Annotated in this window: 15 protein-coding genes; 10 read left to right on the top strand and 5 right to left on the bottom strand. The window is 49.4% G+C overall.

Translation table 11 applies throughout. The features are described from left to right. Positions 1 to 109: 109 nt before the first annotated feature. From BLV85_RS07775 to BLV85_RS07765, 3 genes are read right to left on the bottom strand one after another with little or no spacing between them, the layout of a single operon-like run. The gene (locus BLV85_RS07775) at positions 110 to 319 is read right to left on the bottom strand and encodes a heavy-metal-associated domain-containing protein (RefSeq protein ID WP_090413961.1); all 210 of its coding nucleotides are present in this window, start codon (positions 317 to 319) and stop codon (positions 110 to 112) included. A gap of 38 nt (positions 320 to 357) precedes the next feature. Further along, positions 358 to 2,754 carry a heavy metal translocating P-type ATPase gene (locus BLV85_RS07770; RefSeq protein ID WP_090413959.1) on the bottom strand — a complete coding sequence of 799 codons (2,397 nt, stop codon included), beginning with the start codon at positions 2,752 to 2,754 and terminating at the stop codon, positions 358 to 360. A gap of 18 nt (positions 2,755 to 2,772) precedes the next feature. Continuing rightward, positions 2,773 to 3,468 carry a Bax inhibitor-1/YccA family protein gene (locus BLV85_RS07765; protein WP_090413957.1) on the bottom strand — a complete coding sequence of 232 codons (696 nt, stop codon included), beginning with the start codon at positions 3,466 to 3,468 and terminating at the stop codon, positions 2,773 to 2,775. A 715-nt stretch (positions 3,469 to 4,183) separates the two neighbouring features. Here BLV85_RS07765 and coxB point away from each other — a divergent pair. The 8 genes from coxB to cyoE all read left to right on the top strand — a co-directional run bounded on the left by coxB (position 4,184) and on the right by cyoE (position 10,847). Further along, positions 4,184 to 5,029 carry a cytochrome c oxidase subunit II gene (gene coxB, locus BLV85_RS07760; RefSeq protein WP_090413955.1) on the top strand — a complete coding sequence of 282 codons (846 nt, stop codon included), beginning with the start codon at positions 4,184 to 4,186 and terminating at the stop codon, positions 5,027 to 5,029. 42 nt (positions 5,030 to 5,071) lie between these two features. Further along, entirely contained in the window at positions 5,072 to 6,649 is a 1,578-nt protein-coding gene (gene ctaD, locus BLV85_RS07755; protein ID WP_090413953.1) for a cytochrome c oxidase subunit I, read from the top strand. Positions 6,650 to 6,768: 119 nt separating this feature from the next. Then, the gene (locus BLV85_RS07750; RefSeq protein ID WP_090413952.1) at positions 6,769 to 7,296 is read left to right on the top strand and encodes a cytochrome c oxidase assembly protein; all 528 of its coding nucleotides are present in this window, start codon (positions 6,769 to 6,771) and stop codon (positions 7,294 to 7,296) included. Positions 7,297 to 7,311: 15 nt separating this feature from the next. After that, positions 7,312 to 7,545 (top strand): DUF2970 domain-containing protein, encoded by a 234-nt coding sequence (locus BLV85_RS07745; RefSeq protein WP_090413950.1) that lies wholly within the window; start codon positions 7,312 to 7,314, stop codon positions 7,543 to 7,545. Positions 7,546 to 7,571: 26 nt separating this feature from the next. Then, positions 7,572 to 8,420 carry a cytochrome c oxidase subunit 3 gene (locus BLV85_RS07740; protein ID WP_090413948.1) on the top strand — a complete coding sequence of 283 codons (849 nt, stop codon included), beginning with the start codon at positions 7,572 to 7,574 and terminating at the stop codon, positions 8,418 to 8,420. Between the two features lie 171 nt (positions 8,421 to 8,591). After that, positions 8,592 to 9,242, top strand: coding sequence for an SURF1 family protein (locus tag BLV85_RS07735; RefSeq protein WP_281245731.1), 651 nt, complete (start codon positions 8,592 to 8,594; stop codon positions 9,240 to 9,242). A 256-nt stretch (positions 9,243 to 9,498) separates the two neighbouring features. Then, positions 9,499 to 9,798, top strand: coding sequence for a hypothetical protein (locus BLV85_RS15635; RefSeq protein ID WP_245725132.1), 300 nt, complete (start codon positions 9,499 to 9,501; stop codon positions 9,796 to 9,798). 152 nt (positions 9,799 to 9,950) lie between these two features. Further along, complete coding sequence (gene cyoE / locus BLV85_RS07725) at positions 9,951 to 10,847, top strand: heme o synthase (protein WP_090413942.1); 897 nt, start codon at positions 9,951 to 9,953, stop codon at positions 10,845 to 10,847. 84 nt (positions 10,848 to 10,931) lie between these two features. Here the strand turns inward: cyoE and BLV85_RS07720 are convergent, their stop codons facing one another. Both BLV85_RS07720 and BLV85_RS07715 read right to left on the bottom strand, forming a co-directional pair. Next, positions 10,932 to 12,293, bottom strand: a complete 1,362-nt coding sequence (locus BLV85_RS07720) for an FAD-binding oxidoreductase (RefSeq protein ID WP_090414001.1) — start codon at positions 12,291 to 12,293, stop codon at positions 10,932 to 10,934. A gap of 38 nt (positions 12,294 to 12,331) precedes the next feature. Further along, a complete protein-coding gene (locus BLV85_RS07715; RefSeq protein ID WP_245725131.1) occupies positions 12,332 to 12,916 on the bottom strand; it encodes a BON domain-containing protein in 585 nt (194 codons plus the stop codon). A gap of 736 nt (positions 12,917 to 13,652) precedes the next feature. Between BLV85_RS07715 and BLV85_RS07710 the strand changes: the two genes are divergently transcribed. Further along, positions 13,653 to 14,096, top strand: coding sequence for a chemotaxis protein CheW (locus BLV85_RS07710; protein WP_245725130.1), 444 nt, complete (start codon positions 13,653 to 13,655; stop codon positions 14,094 to 14,096). Positions 14,097 to 14,253: 157 nt separating this feature from the next. Then, the gene (argB, locus tag BLV85_RS07705) at positions 14,254 to 15,138 is read left to right on the top strand and encodes an acetylglutamate kinase (RefSeq protein ID WP_090413937.1); all 885 of its coding nucleotides are present in this window, start codon (positions 14,254 to 14,256) and stop codon (positions 15,136 to 15,138) included. Positions 15,139 to 15,248 lie beyond the last annotated feature (110 nt).

Genomic DNA, 15,248 nt, shown 5'->3' with positions numbered 1-15,248 from the left:
TGCAGGAGGTGATTGATAAATAGCTGCCAGCCAATGGTCAGAGCGTGTGGCATGGCATACACACTGGCCATTGGCTGAAAGATGCTTTGGAGGAAAAGCGGGTTGTTTATTATTCGGTAACCTCAAAACCAGCTTCTTCTATCGCTTGCCTGAATACATTATGGTCACTGAGGGATGATTCATGATGAATAGTGGCTTGTGCCTGGTCGAGAGAGACTTCGACGCTGGTGACGCCCGGAATTTTTTCCAGTACAGACTTGATGCTGTTGACACATCCCATGCAAGACATGCCTTTGATAGGAATAACAGATGTCGACATTTAATTTTCTCCTGATGAAGGCGGGCGATAACCAAGTGTTATCTGCCCGCCTGCCAACGTTTCAGTAACAGCGAGTTGCTGACAACCGATATCGAGCTCATTGCCATGGCTGCCCCGGCGATGATGGGATTCAGCATGCCAATCGCTGCCAAGGGTATGCCCAGCGAATTATAGAAAAAAGCAAAAAACAGATTTTGGCGAATTTTACGCAGCGTTGTGCGCGACAGCGAAATGGCATCAGCGACACTCATTAGATCGTTCCGCATCAATGTGATATCGGCTGCTTCGATGGCGACATCGGAGCCGGCGCCAATGGCAAAACTGACATTGGCGGTGGCAAGTGCGGGTGCATCATTGATGCCATCGCCAACCATACCCACAAAACGCCCGCTGGTCTTGATTTTCTCGACCTCAGCCGCTTTGGTGGCTGGCAAAACTTCGGCCTGGAAGGTTTCAATCCCAGCCTGTCTGGCAACTGCTTCGGCCGTCATTGGGTTGTCACCGGTCAGCATCATTACTTCTATGCCCATTTGTTGCAATCGTTTAACCGCTTTGATAGAGGTGAAGCGTAACGGATCGGCGATAGCGAAATAACCCAGTACTTGTAGCGTAGTATTCACCTGGGCTGCGACGCCAATCACGGTTTTACCTTCTGCCTGCAGTGCAGCGATGCGGGATGTGTCAAGAGCGGCACCCTGCTCAGCCAGATATCTGGGCGAACCCAGCAGGTAGGCTGTATCCCGGATACTGGCGGTGATACCGCTGCCCGTAACCGACATGAAATCGCTGATCGCAAGCAGCTGGATGTCCCGCGCTGCGGCGTGCTGCAATATCGCTTTGGCAAGTGGATGTTCCGAGCCCTGTTCCAGCGATGCAGCGATTTGCAGCAAGGATTGTGCATCAAGGGATTCATTCGTGACAATATCGGTGACGACCGGTCTGCCTTCGGTGAGGGTGCCGGTTTTGTCGACGATCAGCACCTGGATTTTCTCGGCCAGTTCCAGTGCTGCGGCATTCTTAACCAGCACGCCTTCTTGTGCGCCTCGTCCAGTGCCTACCATGATTGCGGTCGGTGTTGCCAGACCCAGGGCGCAAGGACAAGCGATGACGAGGACGGCCACTGCATTGATCAGGGCCATGACAAAATGACCGGTCCACCACCAGCTCAGTCCCAGCGTTACAACGCTGATGCCGACCACTATCGGCACAAAAATACCGGAAATGGTATCCGCCATGCGCTGTATGGGGGCCTTGGAGCCCTGGGCGCTTTCCACGAGCCGGATAATCGCAGCCAATTGTGTGTTTGCGCCGACACCGGTGGCGCGGCACTTGAGTAAACCTTGCTGGTTTTGCGTGGCGGCATAGACTTTTTCGCCTGCTTGCTTCGTGACGGGCAAGCTCTCGCCGGTCAGCATTGCTTCATTGACGCTGGACTTGCCTTCGGTCACAACGCCATCAACCGGGAGTGTTTCGCCAGGCCGAACGAGAAAAATATCGCCGGGTACTATCGAGTTGACATCAACTTCGATCATTTCTCCGTTACGTTCGATTCTGGCCGTTTTGGGTTGCAGCTTGATCAGTGACTCGATCGCGGCGGAGGTTTTCCTTTTGGCGCGAGCTTCCATTAACTTGCCGAGTAATACCAGCGTGATGATCATCGCACTGGCTTCAAAATAGATGTGCTGATCCAACTGGAAAGCGGTCACGATGGCACTGAAAAAATAGGCCATGCTTGTCCCCAATGCCACCAGCACATCCATATTCGCGCCACCGCCCCGCAGCGCGTGCCAGGCGCCGATATAAAAGCGTTTGCCCGCCCAGAACTGTATGGGCGTGGCCAGCAGCCATTGCAGCCAGCGTGGCAGAAAAACAGCATGATCACCGGTCAGCATCATGCCCATTTCCAGCATGAATGGCGATACGAGGGCCGCTGAAATCCAGAATAGGCGCAACTCCTTGTGATAGGCCGCCAGCCGGCGAGCTTTTTCCTCGCTACGGCTGCTGTCACTGATTTCGCTGGCGCCATAACCGGTTTTGCTGACAGCCGCAATCAAATCCTCTACCCGGGTGATGGCTGGATTAAAGCTGACGCGGGCGATTTCGTTGGCGGGATTCAAGGTTGCGTTGACACCGGGAATGTTATTCAGCGCTTTTTCGATGCGGTCCGCACAGGCGGCGCATGTCATGCCGGTAACTTGCAATTGCACGGTTCGTGCTGCGACCTGGAAACCGGCTTTCTCAATCGATTGAATCAAATCCTCGGGATGCGCAATGCCATCGTCGAACTCAACGAGTGCTTTTTCATTGGCGAAATTCACGGCTGCATGCACGACACCAGGTAGTTTTTTAAGATTTTTCTCAATTCGTGCGGCGCATGCAGCGCAGGTCATCCCCTCAATAGGTAATTCGAGTGCTTTGAGTGTGGATGTATTCAATTTCAGTCGATCAGATGCTTAGTCTCTTTCGCCGGAAAACGCGAGCAGCAGCTGCAGCAGGCTGATAAACAGGTTATAGATGCTCAAATAAATGCCAAGCGTGGCCATGACGTAATTGGTTTCCCCACCGTTTACGATGCGGCTGACATCAAACAGAATAAAACCGGAGAATATCAGGACTGCGGCGGCCGATATGGCAAGCGAGACTGCCGGTATGGCAAAGAATAAGTTGGCTAAGGAAGCCAGAATTATCAGTACCAGCCCGACCAGCAAGAAGTTGCGCATGAAGCCGAAATCCTTGCGTGTGACAGTAGCGATGCCTGCCAATGTGAAAAAGATGGCACCCGTACCAGCGGCTGCCAGCCCAATCAATTGTGAGCCATTTTTGAAATTCAATGCGTATTGAAGCATGGGGCCGAGCCACCAGCCTGCTACAAATGTGAACAGAAACAGAAGCACAATGCCCCAGATGCTGTTGCGGGTCGCGCTGACACCGAACATCAATCCTATCATTAAGGCAAGCATGACCAGGGAACCCACAATGGGGGACTGGGCCAGAAATGCAAAATTGGTGCTTGTGCCGATGACAGCTCCGATGACGGTCGGGATCATGGTTAATGCAAGCATCAAATAGGTATTCCTCAGGACTTTATTGCGTATACCCGAATCAAGTGTTGGGGCCGCCGTAGTCGCATATTTCAAATGAGATCGCATGATGTATTGTTCCTTCTTGATTGGTTTTATAAGTATTTGGCTAGACTACCGTGGCCAGATGAAAGTTGCAATGCATTTTCTTGTATTGCTGGGTATCGGTGGTCAAGTGTGCCCGATCGGATAATAACCATGACTGAAGTATGGGATATATTTTCATTCAGTAGTTGAACTAAATCAAATTATGTAAGGGTTGTCGGGTGTAGATTAGCGGGCGAGCGGGGGTGTTGACTTGACTTGAGGAAAGCATGATCCGAAGGCTGGAATGGGTAATTACCATGGCAGGACTAGGGTAATTTTCCTATAAAAATCATGATTTTCCCTTGCTAGCTCGGTGCCGGGATGCTAGAATTCTCGACAGGGGAAAGTGTCTTGGACGCGCCCATTTTGTCGCCTGTTTTCGGCTGAATTGTTGCTCAGCCAGAGGGTGGCTGGAAAATTCGGATGTTCATCTTCAGGCCTAAAATTGGAACCGAAAGCTGAAACAGCTGTCTACGTTTTAATTTTAATACGATGCCCCAGGTGGATATTCGGCTGGAGATGCTGGAAAAAAGCTTTTACGAAGACATTCACAGAGTCATGCCTGCAGCTGAGCTGCTATGGCAATGATGATAAGAAAAAAACAGTATGATTCGGCCTAGGGTCGTTGATTTGGATTTTTGGTAAGAAGTAAATTATTTTAAAGCAATGATTTAGTGATTAACGTGGGGGATTAAATATGAGCAGTAAGTTGATGGCGGTCCTGACGGGGATTATGGTCCTCGTTTTTTATTCAGGCGCGGCAGTTTCCAGTAAATATAACTTTCCTGAACCGCAATCCACCATCGCCCAGCAGATCTATGATCAGCATATTATGGCGCTGTGGATTTGTCTGGCGATTTTCGTTGCGGTCTTCGGTGTGATGGGTTATTCCATGCTTAAACACCGCAAATCAGTTGGCCATAAAGCGGCAAATTTTCATCACAGCACGATGGTGGAGGTTATATGGACGACGATTCCTGTCTTGATATTGATTGGAATGGCGTGGCCGGCTACCAAGACTGTGATTGCTATGAAAGATACCAGTGAATCCGATATCACCATCAAGGCTACAGGCTACCAATGGATGTGGGGCTATGATTATCTGCAGGGGGAAGGGGAAGGGATTAGCTTCTATAGCCAACTTGCAACGACCCAGGATGAAATTCGCAATCAAGCTCCTAAAGGGGAAAATTATCTGTTGGAAGTGGATAATCGGGTTGTGGTGCCGGTAGGTAAAAAAATCAGGATTCTGATGACAGCCAATGACGTGCTTCATGCTTGGTGGGTGCCTGCCCTGGGCGTTAAGCAGGATGCCATCCCGGGCTTCATTCGTGATTCATGGTTTACCGCCGATAATCCGGGTGTATATCGTGGACAATGCGCTGAACTTTGCGGTAAAGAGCACGGCTTTATGCCTATCGTAGTAGAGGTGGTCGAGCAAGAGAAATATTCGCAATGGGTTGCCGAAAAGCAAAAAGCTTCTGCAGCAATCGTCAATACCGCACTTGCTGAGACAGCTGAAGATCAGCCATCCAAGAATTAATGTATCTGGAAATTAAGCAAAGCTAGTCTAAAGGAGAAAATAATGGCAGTAATACAAGATGTGCATGGTCATTCCCATGACCACCCCACCGGCATCATGCGCTGGATCACTACGACGAACCATAAAGACATCGGTACGCTTTATCTGTGCTTCAGTCTGACCATGTTGTTCGTGGGCGGCTTTCTGGCGATGGGTATTCGGGCAGAGCTTTTCATGCCGGGCATCCAGATACTTGAACCTGAATTATTCAATTCATTCACCACATTGCATGGCTTGATCATGGTGTTTGGCGCGATCATGCCAGCTTTCGTCGGCTTTGCTAACTGGCAAGTGCCCATGATGATCGGCGCGCCGGATATGGCCTTCGCGCGTATGAACAACTGGAGCTTCTGGCTGCTGCCGGTGGCTGGCCTGTTGCTGATTACGTCATTCTTTGTGCCTGGCGGCGCCGCTGCGGGTGGCTGGACATTCTATCCACCACTGTCCACGCAGGGTGGTTTGGGTGTGGATATGATGATTTTTGCAATCCATATTCTGGGTGCTTCATCCATTATGGGTGCAATCAATATCATTACCACCATCCTCAATATGCGCGCACCGGGTATGACATTGATGAAAATGCCAATGTTTATCTGGACCTGGCTGATTACTGCTTACTTGCTCGTTCTGGTCATGCCAGTGTTGGCAGGTACTGTCACCATGTTGTTGACTGACCGCCATTTCGGCACCAGCTTCTTTAACGCTGCCGGTGGTGGGGATCCCGTTCTGTTCCAGCATATCTTCTGGTTCTTTGGGCACCCTGAAGTCTATATCATGATCCTGCCTGCCTTCGGTATCGTTTCCGAGATCATTCCTACGTTCTCACGCAAACCGCTGTTTGGATATTCATCGATGGTTTATGCAACCGCTTCCATCGCGATTCTGTCCTGCATCGTTTGGGCGCATCACATGTTTACCGCAGGGATGCCAGCAGTCGGCCAATTGTTCTTCATGTATGCCACCATGTTGATCGCCGTGCCGACTGGTGTGAAGGTATTCAACTGGACAGCCACCATGTGGAGAGGCGCAATGACTTTTGAAGTGCCGATGCTGTTTTCGATCGGTTTTATCTTCCTGTTCGTCATCGGTGGATTCAGTGGTGTCGTCTGTGCAATCGTGCCAATCGATATTCAAGTACAAGACACCTACTACGTGATCGCACATTTCCACTATGTATTGGTATCCGGTGCGTTGTTTGCCTTGTTTGCGGGTGCCTATTACTGGCTGCCGAAATGGACCGGCCGTATGTATGATGAAAAACTCGGTCAATGGCACTTCTGGCTATCGATGATTTTCTTCAATGTAACCTTCTTCGTGCAACATTTCTTGGGGCTGGCAGGCATGCCTCGCCGTATCCCTGATTATGCGCTGCAATTTGCTGATTTCAATATGATTTCAAGTATCGGTGCATTTGGTTTCGGGCTTTCTCAGTTACTCTTCGTATACATTATCGTCAAGTGTGTACGCAGTGGTGAAAAAGCGGCTGACAACCCTTGGGAAGGATCAACAACCCTGGAATGGACGCACTTACCTTCGCCCGCTCCATATCACAGCTTTGAAACACCACCTGTGATCAAATAAGCGGATACCAATATGAATGAGGACAAAGATAAAGAGTTGCGGCGTAAGAAATTACGTACTGGATTCCTACTGTTACTCATGATAGTGGTCGTTTATATCACAACACTGATATTCAAAGGATGAAACAAGACGTGACCAATACCAATACAGAATTACTGAAGAGATTATTGATTTTCAGCGTAATCATGTTTGGTTTTGGTTACGCGCTTGTGCCACTTTACGAGAAGTTTTGTGAAGTGACAGGCATCACTGAGCTGCAACGCCCGGATGCATTGAGCAAAACTGTCAAGGTGGATGAATCGAGGCTGATCAATGTGCAATTGGATGCCAACGTTCGTGGACTTCCCTGGAAGTTCAAGCCTTTGCAGTCTAGTGTTCGTATGCATCCCGGCCAGTCTGTTGAGGTGATATACGAAATCAGTAACGAATCGGACAGCGATCAGATCGGCCAGGCAATTCCAAGCTATACGCCCAGAAATCTTGAGCGCTATATGCGTAAATTCGAGTGTTTCTGTTTTACTAAACAGGAGCTCAAGGCTGGAGAAGTCAGGCAAGTGCCGGTTAAATTTGTTATTGATCCGGAAATCCCCACGGATATCAGCACAGTTACGATTTCCTACACTTTCTTTTCATTGAAGAAGGAATAATAGGGCCACTGGGCGATGCATAAATATGATGAGAAGCAATCAACGCCGGATAAGACCAAGCCGGAAAAAGCATCTGTGCTTCAGGTAGCCAAGGCAGTCTTTTTTTCCTTTATCGGTATTCGGAAACAAGGTGATTTGGAACGTGATGCGGCCAGAATAACGCCGTTACAGGCGATTATTGGTGGCCTGATTGGTGCCGCGATATTTGTTTTGTGCATTTTGCTGGTAGTTAGATTTGTAACAGGTTAAATAAAATATCAATTCAGGAGGGTTATATGAGTCAAGGAACGGGTCATTATTACGTACCGGCTCCGTCAAAATGGCCGATCGTTGGGTCGTCGGCACTGTTTTTCATGGGCTTTGGAGCGGCTTTCACCATGAACAAGATCCCGCTGGGATACGGTATGCTGGCAATAGGTTTTGCCATACTGATATACATGCTGTTTGGCTGGTTTGGGGAAGTGGCACGCGAAAGCGAAAGTGGCAAATATCGTGCGCAGGAGGATAAATCCTTCCGCTGGGGAATGAGCTGGTTTATTTTCTCTGAAGTGATGTTCTTTGCCGCTTTCTTCGGCGCATTGTTCTACATGCGAGTACTGTCCATACCTTGGTTGGCGGATAATGAGCATACATTGCTCTGGCCCGATTTTGCAGGTGGATGGCCGACGGCTGGACCGGGTTTTGAAGACAAATTCACCCCGATGGGTGCATGGGGTATTCCCGCATTGAATACTTTCTTGCTGCTGAGCTCCGGTGTCACCATTACACTGGCGCACTGGGCATTGAAGAAAAATGATCGCGGCGCACTCAAGTTGTGGTTGTTTGCCACCATTGCACTGGGCGTGACATTCCTGGGCTTCCAGATATACGAATACAGCCATGCTTATGCTGATTTGAACCTCAGATTAACCAGCGGCGCCTATGGTTCGACCTTTTATATGCTGACCGGGTTTCATGGTTTCCATGTGACGGTGGGTACGATCATGTTGATCGTGATTTTCTTTAGATGTGCCGCTGGCCATTTCAAGCCCGAGAACCATTTTGGTTTTGAAGGGGTGGCTTGGTACTGGCACTTTGTAGACGTTGTCTGGTTGGGTCTGTTTATATTTGTTTATCTACTGTAAGCGGATATAACCACAATTCCCAATAACCAGGACTTGATTTGGCTATGGGCAGAATCAAGTCCTGGTATATAAGGCCAGGCACAGAATCTGTGATGTCAATCAGGAATTAATTTGGGATATCAATTCAAACCAAGATTATCGCTGACATTGGTCACAATATTGGCAATCATCTTGTTTGCAAAACTGGGAACATGGCAGCTATCCAGAGCTGAAGAAAAAGAGACGCAATTTGCGCTATTGGAACAGTATGCAAAACAGCCAGCTGTTTCGATTCCGGCTACAGGCGTCGAACTGGATGATTACCTTTATAGGCAGGTCGAGGTACGCGGAAACTTCGTCGCCGAGCATACTATTTTTCTGGATAACAAATTGCATCAAGGCGTTGTGGGTTATCACGTGTTGACGCCGCTGCAACTTGTGAATAGCCCGATGCATGTGATGATTAACCGTGGCTGGATTGCGGGGAGCAGTGACCGATCCATATTGCCTGAGGTTGTTACTCCAGCTGAGCAGGTTGTCATCACCGGTATTGTGGATTCGCCCTGGATCAAAGCCTTGTCACTCTCGGATGAACAGGTCACGGCAAATGTGTGGCAAAACTTTGACCTGGATCTTTATCAGAGTCAGAGCGGTCTTACCCTCCAACCTTTGTTGTTGCTGCAACAGGACAGTGAAATAAAAGACGGACTGATGCGTCAGTGGAAAAAGCCGGATTCGGGTTCTTCCAAAAATATTGGCTACGCTTTCCAGTGGTTTTCCCTGGCTGTGGCAACGTTGATTATCTATTTGGTATTAAATGTCAAACGAAAAGGTTCTAATTAGCAGATTTAAGCTTATCCTGCTAATGCTTGTGATTTTGTCGCCAGTCGTAGCATCTTACTTTCTGCATACATTCAACATTCGCCCGGATAGCACGGTCAATTATGGAGAATTGATCGATGTCAGAACCCTTCAAGGCTCTGCCACAAATTTGTCTGATAACACTATTTTTAGAAGTCGACAATTGCGGGGACAGTGGGCCCTGTTGACTATTGATTCTGGTGAATGCGATGAACATTGTCAAAAGAAACTCTACTTGATGAGGCAAGTACGGTTGGCCCAGCATACCGAAAAGGACAGGGTTGAACGGGTCTGGTTGATCAATGACGATATTCAGCCTGATGCCGAGATCATGCATCAATATGAAGGCACCAGATTGGTACTGGCCAAGGGGCGGACGCTGCTCGAGGAGTTTCCTGCAGTCAATAGTCAGCTGGATCATATCTATGTGATCGATCCCATGGGTAATCTGATGATGAGATATCCCAGAGATCCCGAGCCCAAGAAAATGGTCGATGACATTAAAAGGTTATTGAAGCTCTCGCACATGGAACATTGAGTAAATCTTGTGAAAGTGTGCATGAAGGGCTCAAGCAATGATTTTCTTGCTGAAAGGGTATTCGTCAAGAGATGATGAGCGTGATTTTCAAAAATCATGAATAAAACATTTCTTTGTCCTGTTTTTAGAATGATTCAAGTAAGGAGTGTGTGATGGCATCTTATTCTTTGTCATGGCAACAAGCATCTGAACGCGTACAGCAATTTTACCGGCTGACCAAGCCTCGTGTCGTATCATTGATCGTATTTACCGCAGTTATCGGCATGCTTTTGTCCGTGCCTGGTGCTGTGCCGTTGGATATCCTGATTTTGGGCACCATTGGTATTTCACTGGTAGCCGGTGCGGCAGCGGCTTTGAACTGCCTGGTCGAATATAAATATGATGCCATCATGGCGCGTACCCAGGGAAGACCCTTGCCACAAGGGAAAGTGAGTGTCCCCGAGACGTTATTCTTTTTGATTCTGGTGGGCGGATTGGGCCTGTTTATGCTCCATCAGTGGGTCAATCCGCTGACGATGTGGCTGACACTGGGCACATTCGTCGGCTATGCGATTATTTATACACTCATACTGAAACCACTGACACCGCAGAATATCGTGATTGGTGGCGCATCAGGCGCCATGCCACCGGTTCTGGGATGGGCAGCCGTCACGGGAGAAATATCGGCGGATGCATTGCTGTTATTTCTTATCATTTTTGCCTGGACGCCTCCACACTTTTGGGCGCTGGCACTGTACCGCAAATCGGATTACGCCAAAATCGGCATGCCTATGCTGCCGGTTACGCATGGTGATGCATTCACCCGCCTGCATGTCTTGCTATATACGATCATATTATGCGTTGTAACGGTATTGCCTTATCTGACACAGATGAGCGGACTGATTTATCTGGTCAGTGTATTGATTCTCGATGCCATATTCCTGTACTACGCGATTAAGATATACCTGCATTACAGCGACCAGATTGCACGGGCTGCCTTTCGCTTTTCCATATTGTATTTGGCACTGTTGTTCACCGCATTACTGGTCGATCATTACTTCTATATCTGAAATTAAGTACTGGATTGAGGACGGCAGGTTGCTGCCCCAGGCCAGTAACCTATACCCCCTAGGAGGCTATCCTCGGACAGCCTCCTAGGGGAAAAGCTTGCCTGGGTTCAGAATATGGTTGGGATCAAACACTTGTTTGATCCCTTTCATTATCGCGAGCGTGGCCGTGCTGATTTCTTTCTCGATATAGGCTCTTTTCTCGGAGCCTATCCCATGCTCCCCCGAGAGCGTGCCATTCAAACTGATCACCAAATCGAAAATATCATTAAGGCATTTCTCCGCCCGTTCGCTGTCAATATCGGGATCCACGAGTAAGTTGACATGGATATTTCCGTTACCGGCATGCCCGAAATTGACATTGGCAAGCGCATATTGCTGACTCAATCTGCTCAACCCGGCCAGTAAGACCGGGATCTTGTCTACCGGTACAACGATATCTTCGTTGATTTTCTTGGGGGCAATGTCGCGCAGGAGGGGTGAGAGCTGCTTTCTGGCCTGCCATAAGTCGTCCAGATTTTGGGTGGCTGCTGCGTGCAGTAACCCGGGATTCTGGCACGCGGCAAGTAAATTGGTTACCGTTTCTGCTATTTCATGCTCACTGCCATCCACTTCTATCATCAGCATGGCAGATGAATCGGCAGGGAGCATCTCAGGATGCTTGCTGCGGATAAGATCCAGTGAGCCGGCATCCAGGAACTCCAAGGCGCTGGGCCCCCGAGATGCCTGCATGATCGCGACGATGGCTTGGGCACAACTGGCGGGATCCCGATAATGGGCTGTCAATCCGCCTTTGGCCGCAGGTAATGGAGTAAGTTTGAGTGTGGCTTCAGTAATTACGGCCAGCGTGCCTTCGGAACCAATGAGCAGGCGGGTGAGGTCGTACCCAACCACGCCCTTGGTGGTATAGCAACCGGTCTGGATAATCTCTCCTGTGCCGGTAACCGCGGTCACACCCAGAACGTGATCACGAGTCGTGCCATATTTCACTGCGTGCGGGCCACCGGCGGAAGTCGCAAGATTGCCACCCACGCTTGAATAGCCGGCGCTGGATGGATCGGGAGGCCAGAAAAATCCATGGGGTTTGGCAGCAGCCTGCACAGCTTCGTTCAGGACGCCGGGCTCGACAATCATTACTCGATTGGCCGCATCCACCGACCGAACTTGTGTCATGCGTTCCAGTGACAGGGCTATGCCACCCTGTTCGGGGAGACTGCCGCCGGCTGTGCCGGTTCCGCGTCCACGTGGTGTAACCGGGAGATTGAAGCGCATGCATAATCGAATCACTTGTACAACTTCGTCCGTGGTCAATGGGAAGATGACACATTCGGGCGGAAAGATTTTTCTGCTGTTGTCGTAGGCATACGCGTAGCAATCCACCGGGTCGGTAAAAGCACGATCGGCCGGGATATGGTCAAGCAGTGTCTCGATAAATGCGGCGGGTAGCATGAGGGAAAAGGAAAATAATAAAGGCAGGCAACAGAAATTCAATCCAGATATTCAAAAACCTTGACCACTTTCGCCACGCTGGCGGTTGTGCTGGCAATCTGGGCTGCCGCATCCGCTTCCTCGCGCGTCACCAGGCCTAACAGGTAGACCACATTATTGGTCGTGACCACCTTCACATGATTGACTTGAAAGACACCGTTATTGAGAAAGCGCGTTTTGACCTTCGACGTGATCAAAGCATCATTACTGCGTGACGCCAATGAACTTCGTTCGGCAACGCTGATTTCATTGAAAACATTCTGGACATTTTCCACGCTCATGGCCAGCTTTTCAGCTTCTTTCTTCGTGGATTCATCAACTGCCTCGCCGGTTAACAGGACATTGCGGTTGTAACTCGTCACATTGGCGCGTATTTTGTCACCTAGACTCTCATTTAGTCTGCGGCTGGTTCTGAGCTCAATCCGCTCATCCTCGATAAAGATGCCGCTGCTGCGTCGATCTTCTACCATCAGCGCGCCGGTGCCGGCGCCGACCCCGACCCCGGTTAAAACCATGGGCACACAGCCGGATAACAGCAGCATGAATATCCACAACGACAATAAACTAATAGAATGATTATTCATAGAAATTTAAACATACAAAAAGAATAGGGAGTCAAAATAAGTGTCCAGCCGAGGTTTTAAGATATCCAAGCGTATCCATTATTAAAGCTGGTTTAGTGCGACAAACATACCGCATATATAGTCTACACTGGATTAACTTCTACCAAGACTGAATCCTTGTTTGTTTATGGGGCAGGCAGATCGGATACAATAGGTGTATCGTGTTATCACTCATGCCACATTGGTGGGTGACAAGAACCATCGATCCCAAGTGTGATTATGGTAGGCGATTGCCGCTAGCCGAACAATATATTTCGCGCTGCCAGCACAGAGCAGGGAGATTGTCAAACTGGATGACATGACTTTAACCCGTATGTCGAAATGGGCAGGCTGTAGTAAGCTTGGGCGCATGAGGTTGATACGACTCGGCTAGGAGGCTGTCCGAGAATAGAGCGATCTACTGCGGACGAACCTGCCAGGCTGAATTTTTTGATCCTTTTCGTTGAATAGAACCACTATTCGCCTCAAATAATCGAAAAATCCTGCTCAATCAGCCTCGCTCTCACTACGATCGCTATTCTCGGACAGCCTCCTAGGCAGTAACCATGCTGGGTTGTGGCGGTCTTGCTCTGCAGGTTTAAAAACTTGCGTTACCATTCGCGTTACAGCATGTCGTACGATTTCCATGACGATTGAATATAGCGGACTACCCGGAGCATCGTTTGAAACCGAGCCGCCAACAGATCAGGCTGAAAGGATGCCAGCGGCACTTCCGGTCTTGGGGGCTATGATCGGTGGGGAGCGTTGGCTGATTTCCCTGCGAGACCTTGGTGAGGTATTGCCGGTCCCCAGAATCGTTGCTGTCTATTGGACACAGCCGTGGTTCAGGGGGATCATACGGGTTCGGTCCGGATTTTATGCGTTATGTGATCTTGCGCAATATATGGGCGGGAATGCCAGTCTGGTCGGGGCGAAGACGCGCGTACTTCTGATGGCGCCTCATTCGGGAGTGAATTGTGCCATACTGGCTGACAGTATGCTGGGCTTCAGAAATTTATCAGAGTTTGCCTGCCAGTCTGACCATCACGATACGCGGTCTTTTGTGTCGGGCGTGTATGATGATCGGCAAGGCCGAACTTGGCATATGTTGAATCCGTCTATTCTATTGCAACTCGAGTCTTTCTTGCAGATTGCCAAGTAATCGGAAGGATCGTTTCCCTGATATTTACATCCTTGATGTTTCATCCTAGAATGCGCGCCTGGCCAAGAATGGATCCATCCAGGCGCGCCCTTACTCCCAATAACAGTTGAAACCGCATCCAGTAAAATTCATTTAACTTCTCAAGTTTTCAAGAACTATGTTATCGCCATCTACCGCCGAGGAAAAAGCCAGGATACTGGCTGAAGCGTTGCCTTACATACGCCGTTTTCACGACAAGACTATTGTCATCAAGTATGGTGGCAATGCGATGATCGAGGAAACGCTCAAGCATAGCTTTGCCAGCGATGTCGTGCTACTGAAACTGGTCGGGATGAATCCGGTCATTATCCATGGTGGCGGGCCACAGATCGATCACATGCTGAAGCGGGTCGGCAAGGAAGGCGTGTTCATCCAAGGAATGCGAGTGACGGATGCCGAAACCATGGACGTGGTCGAGATGGTGCTCGGCGGGCTGGTCAACAAGGAGATTGTCAATCTGATTAACCGGCATGGTGGGCAGGCTGTCGGTTTGACCGGCAAGGACGGGATGTTTATCCGGGCCAAAAGGATGTTGATGCAGGATAAGGAAAAGGCGGGGGAATGGATTAACATCGGCCAGGTCGGCGAGATCGAGCAGATTGATCCTTCACTGATTGCGCTGCTTGATAGCCGTGATTTCATTCCTGTGATCGCACCGATCGGTGTGGGTGAGGATGGCCAATCATATAATATCAATGCCGATATTGTGGCCGGGAAGCTGGCCGAAACACTCAATGCGGAAAAGCTGATATTGCTGACCAATACACCGGGTGTGCTGGACAAGGATGGCCGTTTGTTGACCGGTTTGACAGCCAAACGAGTGGATGAGCTGTTCGCGGACGGGACGATTTCCGGTGGGATGCTGCCCAAGATAGATTCAGCTCTGAATGCAGTCAAGCATGGCGTTAAATCCTGTCATATCATCGATGGACGTGTGCAACACGCATTGTTGCTGGAGATATTGACCGATGAAGGGGTTGGCACGCTGATCAAGGCAGACTGAGTCTGGCGGCATCGATTTATTAGTCCGAAGTAAGGTTAAAACCACCGCCTTTAAGGCGGTAAGATTTATCTTTTAAAATTTTGGACGTACCATGATGCTAAAAGTAGGGG

It is taken from the genome of Nitrosomonas halophila (genome assembly GCF_900107165.1).
GTDB classification, from domain to species: Bacteria; Pseudomonadota; Gammaproteobacteria; order Burkholderiales; family Nitrosomonadaceae; genus Nitrosomonas; species Nitrosomonas halophila.
The sequence above is the reverse complement of the archived record's forward strand: the minus strand, read 5'-3'. Positions and strand labels throughout refer to the sequence as shown.

What these genes read in the sequence shown, in the direction of transcription:
- BLV85_RS07745 (WP_090413950.1), top strand. Translation starts at nt 7,312, where the DNA reads ATGCATAAATATGATGAGAAGCAATCAACGCCGGATAAGACCAAGCCG.
- coxB (WP_090413955.1), top strand. Translation starts at nt 4,184, where the DNA reads ATGAGCAGTAAGTTGATGGCGGTCCTGACGGGGATTATGGTCCTCGTT.
- BLV85_RS07765 (WP_090413957.1), bottom strand. Translation starts at nt 3,468, where the DNA reads ATGCGATCTCATTTGAAATATGCGACTACGGCGGCCCCAACACTTGAT.
- BLV85_RS15635 (WP_245725132.1), top strand. Translation starts at nt 9,499, where the DNA reads ATGAGGCAAGTACGGTTGGCCCAGCATACCGAAAAGGACAGGGTTGAA.
- BLV85_RS07715 (WP_245725131.1), bottom strand. Translation starts at nt 12,916, where the DNA reads ATGAATAATCATTCTATTAGTTTATTGTCGTTGTGGATATTCATGCTG.
- BLV85_RS07720 (WP_090414001.1), bottom strand. Translation starts at nt 12,293, where the DNA reads ATGCTACCCGCCGCATTTATCGAGACACTGCTTGACCATATCCCGGCC.
- BLV85_RS07710 (WP_245725130.1), top strand. Translation starts at nt 13,653, where the DNA reads ATGCCAGCGGCACTTCCGGTCTTGGGGGCTATGATCGGTGGGGAGCGT.
- argB (WP_090413937.1), top strand. Translation starts at nt 14,254, where the DNA reads ATGTTATCGCCATCTACCGCCGAGGAAAAAGCCAGGATACTGGCTGAA.
- cyoE (WP_090413942.1), top strand. Translation starts at nt 9,951, where the DNA reads ATGGCATCTTATTCTTTGTCATGGCAACAAGCATCTGAACGCGTACAG.
- BLV85_RS07775 (WP_090413961.1), bottom strand. Translation starts at nt 319, where the DNA reads ATGTCGACATCTGTTATTCCTATCAAAGGCATGTCTTGCATGGGATGT.
- BLV85_RS07750 (WP_090413952.1), top strand. Translation starts at nt 6,769, where the DNA reads ATGAAACAAGACGTGACCAATACCAATACAGAATTACTGAAGAGATTA.
- BLV85_RS07740 (WP_090413948.1), top strand. Translation starts at nt 7,572, where the DNA reads ATGAGTCAAGGAACGGGTCATTATTACGTACCGGCTCCGTCAAAATGG.
- ctaD (WP_090413953.1), top strand. Translation starts at nt 5,072, where the DNA reads ATGGCAGTAATACAAGATGTGCATGGTCATTCCCATGACCACCCCACC.